General features: G+C 73.1%; 9 protein-coding genes. 1 reads left to right on the forward strand and 8 read right to left on the reverse strand.

The window, feature by feature from the left end:
* Positions 1–73 precede the first annotated feature (73 nt).
* The 4 genes from AB0J21_RS13015 to AB0J21_RS13030 form a co-directional block, all read right to left on the reverse strand.
* Positions 74–1,573 carry a SidA/IucD/PvdA family monooxygenase gene (locus tag AB0J21_RS13015; protein WP_363145950.1) on the reverse strand — a complete coding sequence of 500 codons (1,500 nt, stop codon included), beginning with the start codon at positions 1,571–1,573 and terminating at the stop codon, positions 74–76.
* A complete protein-coding gene (locus AB0J21_RS13020) occupies positions 1,570–2,973 on the reverse strand; it encodes an aminotransferase class V-fold PLP-dependent enzyme (protein WP_363145951.1) in 1,404 nt (467 codons plus the stop codon). Before AB0J21_RS13020 ends, AB0J21_RS13015 begins: the two co-directional genes overlap by 4 nt.
* 289 nt (positions 2,974–3,262) lie before the next feature.
* The gene (pepN, locus tag AB0J21_RS13025) at positions 3,263–5,794 is read right to left on the reverse strand and encodes an aminopeptidase N (RefSeq protein WP_363145952.1); all 2,532 of its coding nucleotides are present in this window, start codon (positions 5,792–5,794) and stop codon (positions 3,263–3,265) included.
* Positions 5,795–5,870: 76 nt separating this feature from the next.
* Positions 5,871–6,218, reverse strand: a complete 348-nt coding sequence (locus tag AB0J21_RS13030; RefSeq protein WP_363145953.1) for a chorismate mutase — start codon at positions 6,216–6,218, stop codon at positions 5,871–5,873.
* A 117-nt stretch (positions 6,219–6,335) separates the two neighbouring features.
* Between AB0J21_RS13030 and AB0J21_RS13035 the strand changes: the two genes are divergently transcribed.
* A complete protein-coding gene (locus AB0J21_RS13035) occupies positions 6,336–7,832 on the forward strand; it encodes a HEAT repeat domain-containing protein (protein ID WP_363145954.1) in 1,497 nt (498 codons plus the stop codon).
* Positions 7,833–8,031: 199 nt separating this feature from the next.
* Here AB0J21_RS13035 and AB0J21_RS13040 read toward each other — a convergent pair whose 3' ends face one another.
* From AB0J21_RS13040 to gltB, 4 genes are all read right to left on the reverse strand, one after another.
* Complete coding sequence (locus AB0J21_RS13040; protein ID WP_363145955.1) at positions 8,032–9,798, reverse strand: DEAD/DEAH box helicase; 1,767 nt, start codon at positions 9,796–9,798, stop codon at positions 8,032–8,034.
* Positions 9,799–9,885: 87 nt separating this feature from the next.
* Positions 9,886–10,089, reverse strand: a complete 204-nt coding sequence (locus tag AB0J21_RS13045; protein WP_363145956.1) for a cold-shock protein — start codon at positions 10,087–10,089, stop codon at positions 9,886–9,888.
* A 349-nt stretch (positions 10,090–10,438) separates the two neighbouring features.
* Positions 10,439–11,902 carry a glutamate synthase subunit beta gene (locus AB0J21_RS13050; RefSeq protein ID WP_363145957.1) on the reverse strand — a complete coding sequence of 488 codons (1,464 nt, stop codon included), beginning with the start codon at positions 11,900–11,902 and terminating at the stop codon, positions 10,439–10,441.
* Positions 11,895–16,520, reverse strand: a complete 4,626-nt coding sequence (gltB, locus tag AB0J21_RS13055; protein ID WP_363145958.1) for a glutamate synthase large subunit — start codon at positions 16,518–16,520, stop codon at positions 11,895–11,897. The genes AB0J21_RS13050 and gltB overlap by 8 nt, the downstream gene beginning before the upstream one ends.
* Between the last annotated feature and the right edge of the window lie 60 nt (positions 16,521–16,580).

Genomic DNA, 16,580 nt, shown 5'->3' on the forward strand with positions numbered 1-16,580 from the left:
CGTCGGGTGGTGTGCGGCGGCCCCGTGGGTTTTCCTGCGGGGCCGCTGTCGTGTCCGGGTGCGGTGGGTGGGGTCAGCGTTGTTCGGTGAGGCGGATGACGGTGGCGGGGTGGGGTTGGGGGCGGGGCTGGTCGGGGGTGAGGCCGAAGGTGGTGAAGGCGGTGCGGCTGGGGAGGGGGTAGGGGGTGGCGCGGGTGAGGTCGTTGAGGATGGTGGCGCTGCGCCAGGCGGCGAGGCCGAGGTCGGGGGTGCCTACTCCGTGGGTGTGGCGTTCGGCGTTCTGGACGTAGACGTGGGAGCCGGTGTCGGTGATGGCGGGGTCGAGGGTGAGGCGCTGGTGCGCGTCGACGTGGGGGCGTTGGGCGCTGTCGCGGTGGAGGTAGGGGTCGAGGCCGGCGAGGAGTTGGTCGAGGGGGCGTTCGCGGTAGCCGGTGGCGAGGACGACGGCGTCGGTGGTGAGGCGGGAGCGGGTGCCTTGCTGGCGGTGTTCGAGGTGGAGTTCGATGCGGCTGGTGGCGACGCGGCCCGCGGTGCGGACGGTGACGCCGGGGGTGAGGGTGGTGTCGGGCCAGCCGCCGTGGAGGCTGCGGCGGTAGAGCTCGTCGTGGATGGCGGTGAGGGTGTCGGTGTCGATGCCTTTGTGGAGTTGCCACTGCTGGGGCAGGAGGGTGTCTCTGGTGGTTTCGGGGAGTTGGTGGAAGTAGCGGGTGTAGTCGGGGGTGAAGTGTTCGAGGCCGAGTTTGGAGTACTCCATGGGGGCGAAGGCGGGGGTGCGGGCGAGCCAGGTGATTTTTTCGTGGCCGGGGGGCCGGTGGCGGAGGAGGTCGAGGTAGATCTCGGCGCCTGACTGTCCTGAGCCGATGACGGTGATGTGGCCTGCGGCGAGGAGGCGTTCGCGGTGGGCCAGGTAGTCGGCGGAGTGGACGACGGGGACGGTGGGGGCTTCGGCGAGGGGGCGCAGGGGTTCGGGGACGTAGGGGGCGGTGCCGATGCCGAGGGCGAGGTTGCGGGTGTAGGCGCGGCCGAGGGCTTCGGCTTCTCCGTCGTGGTCGATCTGGGTGTAGTCGACTTCGAAGAGGCGGCGTTCGGTGTTCCAGCGGACGGCGTCGACCTGGTGGCCGAAGTGGAGGCCGGGGAGGTTCTCGCTGACCCAGCGGCAGTAGGCGTCGTATTCGGCGCGCTGGATGTGGAAGCGCTCGGCGAAGTAGAAGGGGTAGAGGCGGTCGAGGGTGCGCAGGTAGCTGAGGAAGGACCAGGGGTTGGCGGGGTCGGCGAGGGTGACGAGGTCGGCGAGGAAGGGGACTTGGAGGGTGCTGCCTTCGATGAGCTGGCCGGGGTGCCAGTGGAAGGCGGGTTGTTGGTCGTAGAAGGCGGTGCGCAGGGGTGGGGTGGTGCTGGGGAGGGTGTGGGCGAGGGCGGCGAGGGAGAGGTTGAAGGGGCCGATGCCGATGCCGACGAGGTCGTGGGGGGTGTCGGTGTCGTGGGGTGGGGTGGGCCGGGGTTCGTGGGTGGGTGTGGGGTGGTGCGGGGTGTCGGCGTGGGTGGCTCGGGTGGGGTGGGTCGGGGTGGTCATCGGTCGAGGTGTCCTTCCACCAGGGTGAGCAGGGCGCTGAGGTCGGCGGTGGTGGTGTGGGGGTTGAGGAGGGTGGCTTTGAGCCAGAGGCGGCCGTCGAGGTGGGCGCGGCCGAGGACGGCGGTGCCTTCGTTCAGGAGGGTGCGGCGGAGGTGGGCGACGGTGCGGTCGTCGCTGTGGGTGGGGCGGAAGAGGACGGTGCTGATGGTGGGGCGGGAGTGGAGTTGGAGGTGGGGGTGGGTGGTGACGAGGTCGGCGAGGGTGTGGGCCTGGGCGCAGACGGTGTCGATGAGTTGGGCGAGTCCGGTGCGGCCGAGGGTGCGGAGGGTGACGGCGATTTTGAGGATGTCGGGGCGTCGGGTGGTGCGCAGGGAGCGGCCGAGGAGGTCGGGGATGCCGGCTTGGGTGTCGTCGTCGGCGTTGAGGTAGTCGGCCTGGTGGTTGAGGGGGGCGAGGTCGGTGGGGTCGCGGAGGGTGAGGAGTCCGGCGGCGACGGGCTGCCAGCCGAGTTTGTGGAGGTCGAGGCTGACGGTGTCGGCTCGGTCGAGGCCGTCGAGGAGGGGGCGGTGGGTGGGGCTGAAGAGGAGGGTTCCGCCGTAGGCGGCGTCGATGTGGAGGCGGGCGCCGTGGTGGGCGCAGAGGTCGGCGAGGGCGGGGAGGGGGTCGATGAGGCCGGCGTCGGTGGTGCCGGCGGTGGCGGTGACGAGGACGGGGTGGCCGGCGTGGTCCTGGAGGGCGCGGTGGAGCGTGGTGGGGTCGAGGGTGCCGCGGGGGGTGGGCAGGGGGCTGGTCGATGGGAGGCCGAGGAGCCAGGCGGCGCGGGGGACGCTGTGGTGGGCGTTGGCGCCGTGCAGGAGGTGCAGGGGCCGCTCGGGGGTGGTTTTCTCGCGGGCGAGGAGGGCGGCGAGCTGGTTGGCTTCGGTGGCGCCGGTGGTGACGAGGGCGTCGGGCCGGGGGGTGCCGGGGTGTGGGGGGGTGCCGTGGACTTCGGTGGCGAGGGTGTGGGTGACGAGTTGTTCGAGCGCGGTGGCGGCGGGGGCCTGGTCCCAGGAGTCGAGGGAGGGGTTGAGGGCGCTGGCGGCGAGGTCGGCGGCGGTGGCGACGGCGAGGGGTGGGCAGTGCAGGTGGGCGGCGCAGTGGGGGTGGGCGGGGTCGGCGGCGCCTTGGGTGAGGGCGGTGACGAGGGTGTGCAGGGCGGTGTGGGGGTCGCTGCCGGTGTCGGGGAGGACGGGGTCGGCGGCGGTGCGGGTGCGGGTGGCGGTGCGGGTGGGTCCGCCGGCGGGGAGGGGGCCTTCGCGGTGGGCGGCGCCGTCGGCGAGGGCGGTGAGGACGGTGTCGAGGAGGGGGCGCAGGGCGTCGGGGCCGTCGGGTCCACCGGCGAGGGGTGGTGGGGCGGTCATGGGGTGGTCCTTCCGCTGCGCTCGGGGGGCGGCCGTCTGTTCGGAGTGTTGACGGGGGCGGCCCGGTAAGCCCAACGACTGGGACCCGAAAGGGGTATGGGGGTGAGGTGAACCGGCGGCGGGGGTGCCGCTTCTGGTATGGGGGCGGTTCTGCCGGAGGCGGCGGGGCGCGCCAACTGCCGTTCCGGCAGGCCGCCTTACGCGCGACGCCGGGCGGGCCGGTGGGGTGCCGGCCCGCCCGGCGTCGGGGCGGTGCGGGGTGTCTCGTGGGTGGGGCAGGGGGGTCGGGTCAGGCGGTGTCGCGTACGCGCAGGGCTCGTTCGAGGTCGTCGAGCTGGTCGGTGAGTCCGCGGGCGAGGGCGGGGGTGGCGGTGGCGGTGTCGAGGCAGGCGCGGCCGAGGCGGAGGGTCTCGGTGTCGACGGCGTGGCCGGGGAAGACGTACCGGGCGGCGGCCTGGGCGATGGCGGGGCCGCGGCGCTGTGCGAGGGCGGTGGCGGCCGGGAAGTACTGGCTGACGTAGGGGGCGGTCAGTTCGTGCTGTTCGGGTTGCCAGAAGCCCTGGGCGGTGGCGGTGAACAGGTAGTTGGAGAGGGTGTCGTCCTCGAAGAGGGAGTGCCAGGCGCGGGCTTTGGTGTCGGGGTCGGGCAGGGCGGCGCGGCAGCGGGCGGCGCCTTCCTGGCCGGTGGCGCTGGGGTCGCGGTCGAGGGCGGCGGCGATGGTGGTCTCGTCGGTGGCGCCGAGGACGGCGAGGCGGGCGAGGATGCTCCAGCGCAGTTCGGGGTCGAGTGCGGGGCCGCCGGGGACGGTGTCGTTGTCGTACCAGTCCTGGAGGGTTTCGGGGCGGGTGGCGGTGCGGATGGCGGTGCGTACGGCGGTGAGGCGCAGCCCGGGGTGCTCGCCGCTCTCGGTGCGGCGCGTCAGGTCGCGGCACAGCTCGCCGAGGGTGTTGAGGGCGGCGGGTCGTGCGGCGGGGGTGGTGTAGCGGTCGGCGACCTGGGTGGCGGCGAAGGTGAGGACGCCGGAGACGACGGCGAGGTCGGTTTCCCGGGGCAGGTGGGTGCGGGCGGCGTCGAGGTACTGCTCCGGGGGGAGGTGTCCGTCGCGTACGGCGTCGCGCAGGGCGTTCCACAGGACGGCGCGGCTGAGGGGGTCGGTGACGGCGGCGAGGTGGGTGCGGGCGGTGGTCCAGGAGATGTCGTCGAAGCGGACCTTGGCGTAGCTGAGGTCGTGGTCGTTGAGGAGGACGAGGGCGGGGGCCTTGCCGGGCAGGGTGGTGGTGGCGGGGCCCTGGGCGGGGAGGTCGACGAGGGGGCGGGCGCGCAGGACGAGGCGGTCGGGCTCGACGGGGTCGTGGTCGTAGAGGCCGACGGCGACGCGGTGGGGGCGCCGGCCTTCGTGGTCGACGGTGAGGGTGTGGCCGTCGGGGCCGGGGGTGAGGCGGGGGGTGAGGGTGTCGACTCCGGTGGTGCGCAGCCAGGCGGCGGCCCAGGCGTGGACGTCGCGGTCGGTGGCCGAGGCGAGGTTGTCGATGAAGTCGGCGAGGGTGGCGTTGGCGAACTTGTGGCGGGCGAAGTGGGTGTTGATGCCCGCCAGGAAGTCCTTCTCGCCGAGCCAGGTGACGAGCTGGCGCAGGGCGGAGGCGCCCTTGGCGTAGGAGATGCCGTCGAAGTTGAGGAGGGCGGAGGCGGTGTCGGGGACGGCGTCGGGGTCGGGGGCGACGGGGTGGGTGGAGGGGCGCTGGTCGGCGTCGTATCCCCAGGACTTGCGGGCGACGGCGAAGTCGGTCCAGGTGTCGGCGCACCAGTCGCGTACGGGCCGGCCGGGGGCGTCCTCGCGGGTGGTCTCGGTGAGGGTCTGGTAGCCCATGTACTCGGCGAAGGACTCGTTGAGCCAGATGTCGTCCCACCAGCTGAGGGTGACGAGGTCGCCGAACCACATGTGGGCCATTTCGTGGGCGACGACCATGGCGCGGGTCTGGCGTTCGGTGTCGGTGACGGCGGAGCGGTAGACGAACTCGTCGCGGAAGGTGACGAGTCCGGGGTTCTCCATGGCGCCGGCGTTGAACTCGGGGACGAAGGCCTGGTCGTAGGAGTCGAAGGGGTAGGGCTCGTCGAACTTCTCGTGGTAGCGGTCGAAGCAGGCGCGGGTGACGTCGAGGAGTTCTTCGGCGTCGGTGTCGAGGTGGGGGGCGAGGGAGCGTCGGCAGTGCAGGCCGAAGGGGAGGCCGCGGTGTTCGGTGCGGACGGAGTGCCAGGGGCCGGCGGCGACGGCGACGAGGTAGGTGGAGATGAGGGGGGTGGGGGCGGCGCTCCAGTGGCCCGCGCCGTGGTGTTCGGTGATGCCGTTGGCGAGGACGGTCCAGCCTTCGGGGGCGGTGACGCCGAGGGTGAAGACGGCTTTGAGGTCGGGCTGGTCGAAGGCGGCGAAGACGCGCTGGACGTCGTTCATGAAGAGCTGGGTGTAGACGTAGCTCTCGCCGTCGGTGGGGTCGGTGAAGCGGTGCATTCCCTCGCCGGTGCGGGAGTAGCGCATCGCGGCGTGCACGGTGATCTCGTGTGCGCCGGCGCCGAGTCCGGTGAGGGGGTAGCGGTTGTCGGCGAGGAGCGCGGGGTCGAGGGGGGTGCCGTCGAGGCTGAGGGAGTGCAGGGTGGCGGGTTTGAGTTCGAGGAAGGTGTCGCCGTCGGTGCGGGTGGTGAAGCGCACGGTGGTGCGGGAGTCGAAGGTCTCCTCGCCGTGGGTGAGGTCGAGGTCGACCTGGTAGTGGTGGACGTCGAGGAGGGCGGTGCGGGCGCGGGCTTCTTCGCGTGTCAGTACGGGCATGGGGACATGCTGCCGTACCCCGCACGGCGGTCCGTACGGGGTGCTGGCATCTGTTGGCGCCGGGGTGGGGCCGGGTTCAGTCGGCGGTGTTGGAGGCGGTCCTCCCGGGCTTCGTCCCGGCCGTCTCCTCGGCGATGCGTTCGTGGTGGCGGATGACCTCCGCCACGATGAAGTTGAGGAGTTTCTCGGCGAAGGCGGGGTCGAGTTTGGCGCTTTCGGCGAGGCGGCGCAGGCGGGCGATCTGTTCGGCCTCGCGGGTGGGGTCGGCCGGGGGCAGGTGGTGGGCGGCCTTGAGGTGGCCGACCTGCTGGGTGGCTTTGAAGCGCTCGGCGAGCATGTGGACGACGGCGGCGTCGATGTTGTCGATGCTGTCGCGCAGCCGGAGGAGTTCGGCGCGGGCGTCGTCGGCGTTGCTGGTGGTCATGGTGGGGCAGCTTACGGGGCGGGGGCCGGGGTGTGGGGGCTCGGGGGCCGCGTTCGGTGGTCGTCCGTCCGGTGCCCGGTTTGCCTTTCCGGTGTGCGCGGGGGTACCAGTCGCGGCATGGGCACGGTCAAGAGCGGTTTTCGGACGGGTGACGTGGGGGCCTTGTTCGCGGCGGTGGAGGCCGGGGACGAGGACGCGGTGCTGGGTCTGCTGCGTCGCGGGGTGCCGGCGCGGAGTGTGGACGCGCGGGGCCAGACGGCGCTGTACGCGGCGGCGGTGCGGGACGAGCCGGGGGTGGTGCGGCTGCTGCTGGCGGCGGGGGCCGATCCGGACGAGCTGAGCGGGGCGGGTGACCTGCCGTTGTGCGGGGCGGCGTGCGGCGGGCACGTGGGTGTGGTGCGGGCGTTGCTGGCGGCCGGGGCGAAGGTGGACGGGGTCGAGGAGTTCGGGTTCAGGGCGCTGGACTGGGCGGTGGCCCTGGGTTTCGCCGGGGTGGCGGAGGTGCTGCTCGCGGCGGGGGCCGATCCGGACCGTGCCGCTCCGGGGGGTGCGGAGCCCTTGGTGGTGGCCGCGGCGGGTGGCTCGTTCTCCACGGTGCGGTGTCTGCGGGAGTACGGCGCGCGGGGTGGGCGGGCGGCGCTCGCGGCGGCGTGGGCGGCCTTGCGCGGCGATGTGCGCGCGGAGGCGGAGCGGGCGGCGCTGGAGCAGGCGGGGGGCGCGGGGCCGGAGGTGGAGGTCGTCGTGCGGGAGGTCGTGGAGGACGGCGGGCTGACGGTGGTCGCGGAGGCGTTCCGCGCGGGGCTGCCGGTGGGGGCGGCCGAGCGGCGTACGGGGCACGGGGCCGTGTGCACGCTGCTGGAGCGGGAGGCGGGGATCGTGACGGCGCGTGCGGAGCTGGCGGGCCGGGCGCTGCGCGACGGGGTGCGGGGCCGGGGGCTGGACAACTGGACGCGGTCCGTCGAGGCGTTGGTGGAGCGGCACGACGAGGAGACGTTCGAGGCGGTGGCGGCGTGGTGTGCGTGGGAGGACGAGGCGCGGCGGGCGCTTGCGGCGGACGTGCTGGGCGGCTGGGGCGAGGCGCGGGCGGTACCGCCGCTGCGGGCTCTGGCGCGTCGTTCGCGGGAGCCGGAGCCCTTGGTGGCGGTGGCGGCGGCCTTGTCCCGGTTCGGCGATCCGGCGGCGGTCCCCGAGTTGGTCGCGCACGCGGCGCATCCGTCGGCGCGGGTGCGGGCGGCGGTGGCCGGGGCGCTGGCGGGGCACGCGGGCGGCGCCGGGGCGCTCGCGGCGCTGTTGCGGGACGCGGTGGCCGAGGTGCGGGAGCGGGCGGCGGCGGCGCTGCGGGAACCGGTGGAGCCGGCCGCGCGGGCGGCGGGGGTGCGGGAGGGCCTGGTGGGGCTGCTCGACGACCCCTCCCCCACGGTCCGGGCGCACGCGGCGGCGGCGCTGGCGCGCCGCGGTGACCCGCGCGCCGTGCCGGTGTTGGCCGCCCTGCTGGCGGACAGCCCGCCCCACGCCCCCGCGAGGGCGCTCGCCGCGGGGGCGGTGGCCCTGGTGACGGACGCGGGGGCGCGACGGCGGCTGGCGGCCACGGCGGTGCGGGTGCGGGCGGTCTAGGGGCGGGCCTCGCCGACCCCGCTCATCGCCTGCGGCTGTCTGCCGGTGGGCCGACGTCGGCACGGGCCGAGGCAGCCGGGGACCCGACACGCTCGTGCGCTGCGCACGAGCGGAGAGGAAACGCCCGGTGCCGCCGACCACGACAACGGGTCGGCGGCACCGGGTTTCCGCTTCGCCCGGGTGGGCGGGGGTGCGGGGCTCAGCGTCCGGTGGAGCGGCCCCGGCCGGCGGAGCGGGAGCGGGCCGCGCCGCCGCCGGCGCCCTGGGGGCGGCCGGAGCCGGAGGCTCCGCCGCGCCCGCCCTGGCCGCCGCGGCCCTGGCCGCCCGCGCCCGCGGCGCCCCTGCGACCGCCCTCGGCGTTGCCGCCCGTGGCGCGCGAGCCGCCCTGGCGTGCGCCGCCCGAGGCGGACGTGGTGCCCGTGCCGGGCGCGGCGCCCTGCGCGCCGGCCGGCCTGCGGCGGCGCCTGCCGCGCGAGGACGAGGAGCCGCCCGGCCGGGACTGGCCGCCGTCCTCGTTCTGGCGCTGCGCGGTCGGCTGCACCGGGATCTCCAGGACGACGGGGACGCCGGAGGGCTCCCGCGCCCCGGTGATCCGGGCGAGTTCGGGGTCGGTGGAGGCGACCCGGGCGGTGTGCGGGGTGATGCCCGCCGCCACCATGAGGCGGGACATCTCGCGCTTCTGCTCGGGCAGGACGAGGGTGACGACACTGCCGGACTCCCCGGCCCGGGCGGTGCGCCCGCCCCGGTGCAGGTAGTCCTTGTGGTCCATCGGCGGGTCGACGTTGACGACGAGGTCGAGGTCGTCGACGTGGATGCCGCGGGCCGCGACGTTCGTCGCGACCAGGGCGGTGACCTGGCCGTTCTTGAACTGGTCGAGGGTGCGGTTGCGCTGCGGCTGGGAGCGTCCGCCGTGCAGGGCGGCGGCCTTGACGCCGTCCGCGAGCAGGCGCTTGGCGAGGCGGTCGGCGGCCCGCTTGGTGTCGATGAAGAGGATCACCCGGCCCTCGCGGGCGGCGATGCGGTGGGTGACGGCCTTCTTCTCGGTCTCGTCGGCGAGGTGGAGCAGGTGGTGCTCCATCGTCGTGACGGCGCCCGCCGAGGGGTCGACGGAGTGCACGACCGGGTCGGTCAGGAACTGCTTCACGAGCCGGTCGATGTTGCGGTCAAGCGTCGCGGAGAAGAGCATCCGCTGGCCGTCCGGCTCGACCTGCTGGAGCAGCCGGGTGACCTGCGGGAGGAAGCCCATGTCGGCCATCTGGTCGGCCTCGTCGAGGACGGTGACCGAGACGTTCTCCAGGGTGCAGTCGCCCCGGTCGAGGAGGTCCTTGAGGCGGCCGGGGGTGGCGACGACGATCTCCGCGCCGCGGCGCAGCGCTCCGGCCTGCTTGCCGATGGACAGTCCGCCGACCACCGTCGTCAGGTGCAGGCGCAGGGCGTCCGCGTACGGGGTGAGGGCGTCGGTGACCTGCTGGGCGAGTTCCCGGGTGGGGACGAGCACGAGGCCGAGCGGGGCGCGCGGGGCGGCCTTGCGGCCGGCGGTGCGGGCGAGCAGGGCCAGGCCGAAGGCGAGGGTCTTGCCGGAGCCGGTGCGGCCCCGGCCGAGGATGTCGCGTCCCGCCAGGGAGTTCGGCAGGGTCGCCGACTGGATCGGGAACGGCGTGCTGACGCCCTGCTCGGCGAGGGTCTTCAGGAGGCCCTCGGGCATGTCGAGGTCCTCGAAGGCCGGGGCGGGCGGCAGCGCCGGGGTGAGGGTCTGGGGCGGGGTGAAGTCACCCTGCGGGGCGGCGGCGGGCCTGCGGGCACCGCCGGAGCGGTTGCCGGCGGGGGCCTTGCGCGGGGCGCCACCGGTACGGCGGGTGGGAGCGGCGTCGCCGGAGGTCGTACCCGTACGACCGGAGCGGGAGCGGCCACGGGCCGGGCGGGCGGAGTCGCGCGCCGGGCGGGCGGGCTCCTGAGAGCTGGTCATGGGGTGTGCCTTCCTGGAGACAGCAGACGACCGGGGCCCGCACCTGCCGGTGCGGGCCCCGGTCGCGAGGTTCGCGGCCTGCGAGGGTCAGGCGGGAACGATGTTCTCCGCCTGGAGGCCCTTCTGGCCCTGGGTGACCTCGAAGGACACCTTCTGGCCCTCCTGGAGCTCACGGAAGCCCGAGGACGCGATGTTGGAGTAGTGAGCGAAGACGTCGGGGCCGCCGCCGTCCTGCTCGATGAAGCCGAAGCCCTTTTCGCTGTTGAACCACTTCACGGTTCCGGTGGCCATGTCGTTCTCCTTTGATGAGACGGAGCGGTACACACACCTCGTGTGCACCGTGTCGCACCATGAGCCCCATCCGGTTAACCGGAACAAAACAAACAATGCGCCCGACGAAGCATTCCGTCAGGCGCACATAAGAAGTTCTATGGGTACCAAAACTGCAACTCCGCCAGCCTAACACGATGGTTTTGGATGTGCCGGGTGGGACGCGCCACACCCCTGTCGGCGTGTCGCCCGGGGCGCTTCGCAGCTGGTCCGGGACGCGCCACGGCGCCTGCCGTCCTTGGTCGGGGACGGGGCAGGCGCCGCGTTCAGTTCCGTACGCCTTTGTACGGGACGTGTGGGGTGGTGCGGGTCAGACCGCCAGGGAGCGGTCGGTGGGGCGGATCGGGGCGGGCAGGGCGCTGGCACCGGTGAGGTGGGCGTCCACGGCGCGGGCGGCGGAGCGGCCCTCGGCGATGGCCCACACGATGAGCGACTGGCCGCGGCCGGCGTCACCGGCGACGAAGACGCCCGGGACGCTGGTCTCGAAGTGCTCGTCGCGGGCGACGTTGCCGCGCGCGTCGAGGTCCACGCCGAACTGCTCGACGAGGCCGCCCGACTGGTCGATGCCGGTGAAGCCCATCGCGAGGGTCACGAGCTGTGCGGGGATCTTCCGCTCGGTGCCCGGCTTCTGGGTGAGCTTGCCGTCCACGAACTCGACCTCGGCGAGGTGCAGGGACTGGACGTTGCCGTCCTCGTCGCCCTCGAAGTGGGTGGTGGAGGCGGAGTAGATCCGCTCGCCGCCCTCCTCGTGCGCGGAGGTGACCTTGTAGAGCAGCGGGAAGGTCGGCCAGGGCTGGCTGACCGGGTTCCGCTCGGCGCCGGGCTGCGGCATGATCTCCAGCTGCGTGACGGACGCCGCGCCCTGCCGGTGGGCGGTCCCGACGCAGTCGGCGCCGGTGTCGCCGCCGCCGATGACGACGACGTGCTTGCCCTCGGCGGAGATCGGGGGGGTGACGTAGTCGCCCTCCTGGACCTTGTTGGACAGCGGCAGGTACTCCATCGCGAAGTGGATGCCGTTCAGTTCGCGGCCGGGCACCGGCAGGTCGCGGGAGACGGTCGATCCGGCGGCGATGACCACGGCGTCGTAGCGCTTGCGCAGCTTCGCCGCGTCGATGTCGCGGCCGACCTCGACCCCGGTGCGGAACTTGGTGCCCTCCGCGCGCATCTGCTCGATACGGCGGTTGATGTGCCGCTTCTCCATCTTGAACTCGGGGATGCCGTACCGCAGGAGCCCGCCGATGCGGTCGGCGCGCTCGTAGACGGCGACGGTGTGCCCGGCCCGGGTGAGCTGCTGGGCGGCGGCGAGGCCGGCCGGTCCCGAGCCGATGACGGCGACGGTCTTGCCGGACAGGCGCTCGGGGATGCTCGGCGTGACGTCGCCGGTCTCCCACGCCTTGTCGATGATGGAGACCTCGACGTTCTTGATGGTCACCGGCTGCTGGTTGATGCCGAGCACGCAGGCCGACTCGCACGGCGCGGGGCACAGCCGCCCGGTGAACTCCGGGAAGTTGTTGGTCGCGTGCAGTCGTTCGGAGGCGGCGGACCAGTCCTCGCGGTAGGCGTAGTCGTTCCACTCGGGGATGAGGTTGCCCAGCGGACAGCCCTGGTGGCAGAACGGGATGCCGCAGTCCATGCAGCGCGACGCCTGGGTCGAGATGATCGGCAGCAGGGAGCCGGGAACGTAGACCTCGTTCCAGTCCTGCACGCGTTCGCCGACGGGGCGGGTCTGGGCGACCTCGCGTCCGTGGGTGAGGAAGCCCTTGGGGTCAGCCATTGGTCGCCGCCTCCATCATCTTGTTCTGGGTCTCGTTCTCCGAGAGCCCGGCCCGCTCGGCGGCGTCCTTGGCGGCGAGCACGGCCTGGTACGTACGGGGGATGATCTTGCTGAAGCGCCGCACGGCGGTGTCCCAGTCGGCGAGGAGCTTCCCGGCGACGGTGGAGCCGGTCTCCTCCTGGTGGCGGCGCACCACGTCGTGCAGCCAGGCGGTGTCGGCCTCGTCGAGCACGTCGGTGACGGATTCGAGGTTACCGGCGTTGACGTGGGTGCGGTCGAGGTCGATGACGTAGGCGACGCCGCCGGACATGCCGGCCGCGAAGTTGCGTCCGGTCTCGCCCAGGACGACGGCGTGGCCGCCGGTCATGTACTCGCAGCCGTGGTCGCCGACGCCCTCGGCGACGACGGTGGCGCCGGAGTTGCGGACGCAGAAGCGTTCGCCGACCCGGCCGCGCAGGAACAGTTCGCCGCCGGTCGCGCCGTAGGCGAGGGTGTTGCCCGCGATGGTGGAGTACTCCGCGAGGTGGTCGGCGCCCCGGTCGGGGCGGACGACGACGCGGCCGCCGGACAGGCCCTTGGCGACGTAGTCGTTGGCGTCGCCCTCCAGGCGCAGCGTGACGCCGCGCGGGAGGAAGGCGCCGAAGGACTGGCCGGCCGAGCCCGTGAAGGTGATGTCGACGGTGTCCTCGGGCAGTCCGGCGCCGCCGAACTTCCGGGTCACCTCGTGGCCGAGCATGGTGCCGACGGTGCGGTTGATGTTGCGGATGGCGACCTGGGCGCGCACCGGCTGGGCCTCCTCGGGGGAGGCGGCGTGCAGGGCGTCGGCGGCGAGCCTGATCAGCTCGTTGTCGAGGGCCTTGCTCAGGCCGTGGTCCTGCTCGGTGACGCGGTGGCGCACCCCGCCCTCGGGCAGGTCGGGCACGTGGAAGAGCGGGGCGAGGTCGAGGCCCTGCGCCTTCCAGTGGTCGACGGCGCGCGAGGTGTCGAGGACCTCGGCGCGGCCCACGGCCTCCTCGATGGAGCGGAAGCCGAGGTCGGCGAGGAGCTGGCGGACCTCTTCCGCGATGAACTCGAAGAAGTTGACGACGAACTCGGCCTTGCCGGCGAAGCGTTCGCGCAGCACCGGGTTCTGGGTGGCGATCCCGACGGGGCAGGTGTCGAGGTGGCAGACGCGCATCATGACGCAGCCGGACACGACGAGGGGGGCGGTCGCGAAACCGAACTCCTCGGCGCCCAGCAGTGCGGCGATGACGACGTCGCGGCCGGTCTTGAGCTGTCCGTCGGTCTGGACGACGATGCGGTCGCGCAGCCCGTTGAGCAGCAGGGTCTGCTGGGTCTCGGCGAGGCCGAGTTCCCAGGGGCCGCCCGCGTGCTTGAGGGAGGTGAGCGGGGAGGCGCCGGTGCCGCCGTCGTGCCCGGAGACCAGGACGACGTCGGCGTGCGCCTTGGACACCCCGGCGGCGACGGTGCCGACGCCGACCTCGGAGACCAGCTTGACGTGAATGCGCGCCTTGGGGTTGGCGTTCTTCAGGTCGTGGATGAGCTGGGCGAGGTCCTCGATGGAGTAGATGTCGTGGTGCGGGGGCGGGGAGATGAGGCCGACGCCCGGGGTGGAGTGCCGGGTCTTGGCGACCCAGGGGTAGACCTTGTGGCCGGGCAGCTGGCCGCCCTCGCCGGGCTTGGCGCCCTGGGCCATCTTGATCTGGATGTCGTCGGCGTTGACGAGGTACTCGCTGGTGACGCCGAAGCGGCCGGAGGCGACCTGCTTGATGGCGGAGCGCCGGGCCGGGTCGTAGAGGCGGTCGGGGTCCTCGCCGCCCTCACCGGTGTTCGACTTGCCGCCGAGCTGGTTCATCGCGATGGCGAGGGTCTCGTGCGCCTCCTTGGAGATGGAGCCGTACGACATGGCGCCGGTGGAGAAGCGCTTGACGATCTCGGAGACCGGCTCGACCTCCTCGACGGGGATCGAGGGGCGGTCGGAGGTGAGCCCGAACAGGCCGCGCAGCGTCATGAGCCGCTCGGACTGCTCGTTCACGCGCGAGGTGTACTGCTGGAAGATGTCGAAACGCCGCGTACGGGTCGCGTGCTGGAGGCGGAAGACGGTGTCCGGGTCGAACAGGTGCGGTTCGCCCTCGCGGCGCCACTGGTACTCGCCGCCGATGTCGAGCGCGCGGTGCGCGGGCGCGATGCCGGAGGCGGGGTAGGCCTTGGCGTGGCGGGCGGCGACCTCCTCGGCGACGACGTCGATGCCGATGCCGCCGATCTTGGTGGTGGTCCCGGAGAAGTAGGTGTCGACGAACTCCTGGGACAGGCCGACGGCCTCGAAGACCTGCGCGCCGCGGTAGGAGGCGACGGTGGAGATGCCCATCTTGGACATCACCTTCAGAACGCCCTTGCCGAGGGAGTAGATGAGGTTGCGGATGCCTTCCTCGACGTCGAGGCCGGGCAGAAAGGTGCCGGCCCGCACGAGGTCCTCGACGGACTCCATGGCGAGGTAGGGGTTGACGGCGGCGGCGCCGTAGCCGATGAGCAGCGCGACGTGGTGGACCTCGCGCACGTCCCCGGCCTCGACCAGCAGCCCCACCTGGGAGCGCTGCTTGGTCTTGATGAGGTGGTGGTGGACGGCGGCGGTGAGCAGCAGCGAGGGGATCGGGGCGTGCTCGGCGTCGGAGTGCCGGTCGGAGAGGACGATGAGGCGGGCGCCGCCCTCGATGGCGGCGTCGGTCTCGGCGCGGATCTCCTCGATGCGCTCCGCGAGGGCCCGGCCGCCGCCGGAGACGCGGTAGAGACCGGAGAGGGTCGCCGTCGTCATCCCGGGGAGGTCGCCGTCGGCGTTGATGTGGATGAGCTTGGCGAGCTCGTCGTTGTCGATCACCGGGAAGGGCAGGGTGACGCCGCGACAGGAGGCCGCGGAGGGCTCCAGGAGGTTGCCCTGCGGGCCGAGCGTGGAGCGCAGCGAGGTGACGAGTTCCTCACGGATGGCGTCCAGCGGCGGGTTGGTGACCTGCGCGAACAGCTGCGTGAAGTAGTCGAACAGCAGGCGGGGCTTGGCGGAGAGCGCGGCGATGGGCGAGTCGGTGCCCATCGAGCCGATGGGCTCGGCACCGGTCTTGGCCATGGGCGCGATCAGGACGCGCAGCTCCTCCTCGGTGTAGCCGAAGGTCTGCTGGCGGCGGGTGACCGAGGCGTGGGTGTGGACGACGTGCTCGCGCTCGGGCAGGTCGGGCAGCTCGATCTCGCCGGCCTCCAGCCACTCCTGGTAGGGCTGGTCGGCGGCGAGTTCCGCCTTGATCTCGTCGTCCTCGATGATGCGGTGCTCGGCGGTGTCCACGAGGAACATGCGGCCGGGCTGGAGGCGGCCCTTGCGGACGACCTTGGACGGGTCGATGTCGAGGACGCCGACCTCGGAACCGAGGACCACCAGTCCGTCGTCCGTCACCCAGTAGCGGCCCGGGCGCAGACCGTTGCGGTCGAGGACGGCGCCGATCTGGACGCCGTCGGTGAAGGCGACGGCGGCGGGGCCGTCCCAGGGCTCCATGAGGGAGGCGTGGTACTCGTAGAACGCGCGGCGGGCCGGGTCCATCGAGGCGTGGTTCTCCCAGGCCTCGGGGATCATCATGAGCACGCTGTGCGGCAGGGAGCGGCCGCCGAGGTGGAGGAGTTCGAGGACCTCGTCGAAGGAGGCGGAGTCCGAGGCGTCCGGGGTGCAGATCGGGAAGATCCGCTCCAGGGAGTCGCCGGTGAACAGCTCGGAGGCGAGCTGGGACTCGCGGGCGCGCATCCAGTTGCGGTTGCCCTTGACGGTGTTGATCTCGCCGTTGTGGGCGATGAACCGGTAGGGGTGCGCGAGCGGCCAGCTCGGGAAGGTGTTCGTGGAGAACCGGGAGTGCACGAGCGCGATGGCGCTCGCGAAGCGGCGGTCCGAGAGGTCGGGGAAGAAGGGTTCGAGCTGGCCGGTGGTCAGCATGCCCTTGTACACGATCGTGCGTGCGGACAGCGACGGGAAGTAGACGCCCAGTTCGCGTTCGGCGCGCTTGCGCAGCACGAACGCCTTGCGGTCCAGGGCGATCCCGGTCGCGGGCTCGGTGTCCGCGGCGTCGACGACGAACAGCTGCCGGAAGGCGGGCATCGTGGCGCGGGCGGTGGCGCCGAGCAGCTGCGGGGCGACGGGGACCTCGCGCCAGCCGAGGACGGTGAGGCCCTCCTCGGCGGCGATCAGGCCGACGGCGTCGGCCACGTCGTCCGCGCCGTGCTCGGGCAGGAAGGCGATGCCGACCGCGTAGGCGCCGGCCTCGGGCAGGTCGAAACCGGCGACCTCACGCAGGAAGGCGTCCGGGATCTGGGAGAGGAGGCCCGCTCCGTCGCCGGAGTCTGGCTCTGAGCCGGTCGCGCCGCGGTGCTCCAGGTTTTTGAGGACCGTGAGGCCCTGCTCGACCAGCGCGTGGCTCGCCTCACCGGTGAGGGTGGCCACGAAGCCGACGCCGCAGGCGTCGTGCTCGAAGCTGGGGTCGTACAGTCCCTGGGCGGCAGGGCGGGCATCCATGTGGGCCCAGGAGGTCGAGGTGACCGCGGAGCCCTGGGCCGCTGAATGCTGGGACTGCGGGCGCGGTGTACGCATCGGCTCTCCCGTCGTCGTCGTGGCATATGACATGTGCCGAGGGACGACGTTGGCCCTCTG

It is taken from the genome of Streptomyces sp. NPDC049954 (genome assembly GCF_040656295.1).
In the GTDB taxonomy this organism is placed as follows: domain Bacteria; phylum Actinomycetota; class Actinomycetes; order Streptomycetales; family Streptomycetaceae; genus Streptomyces.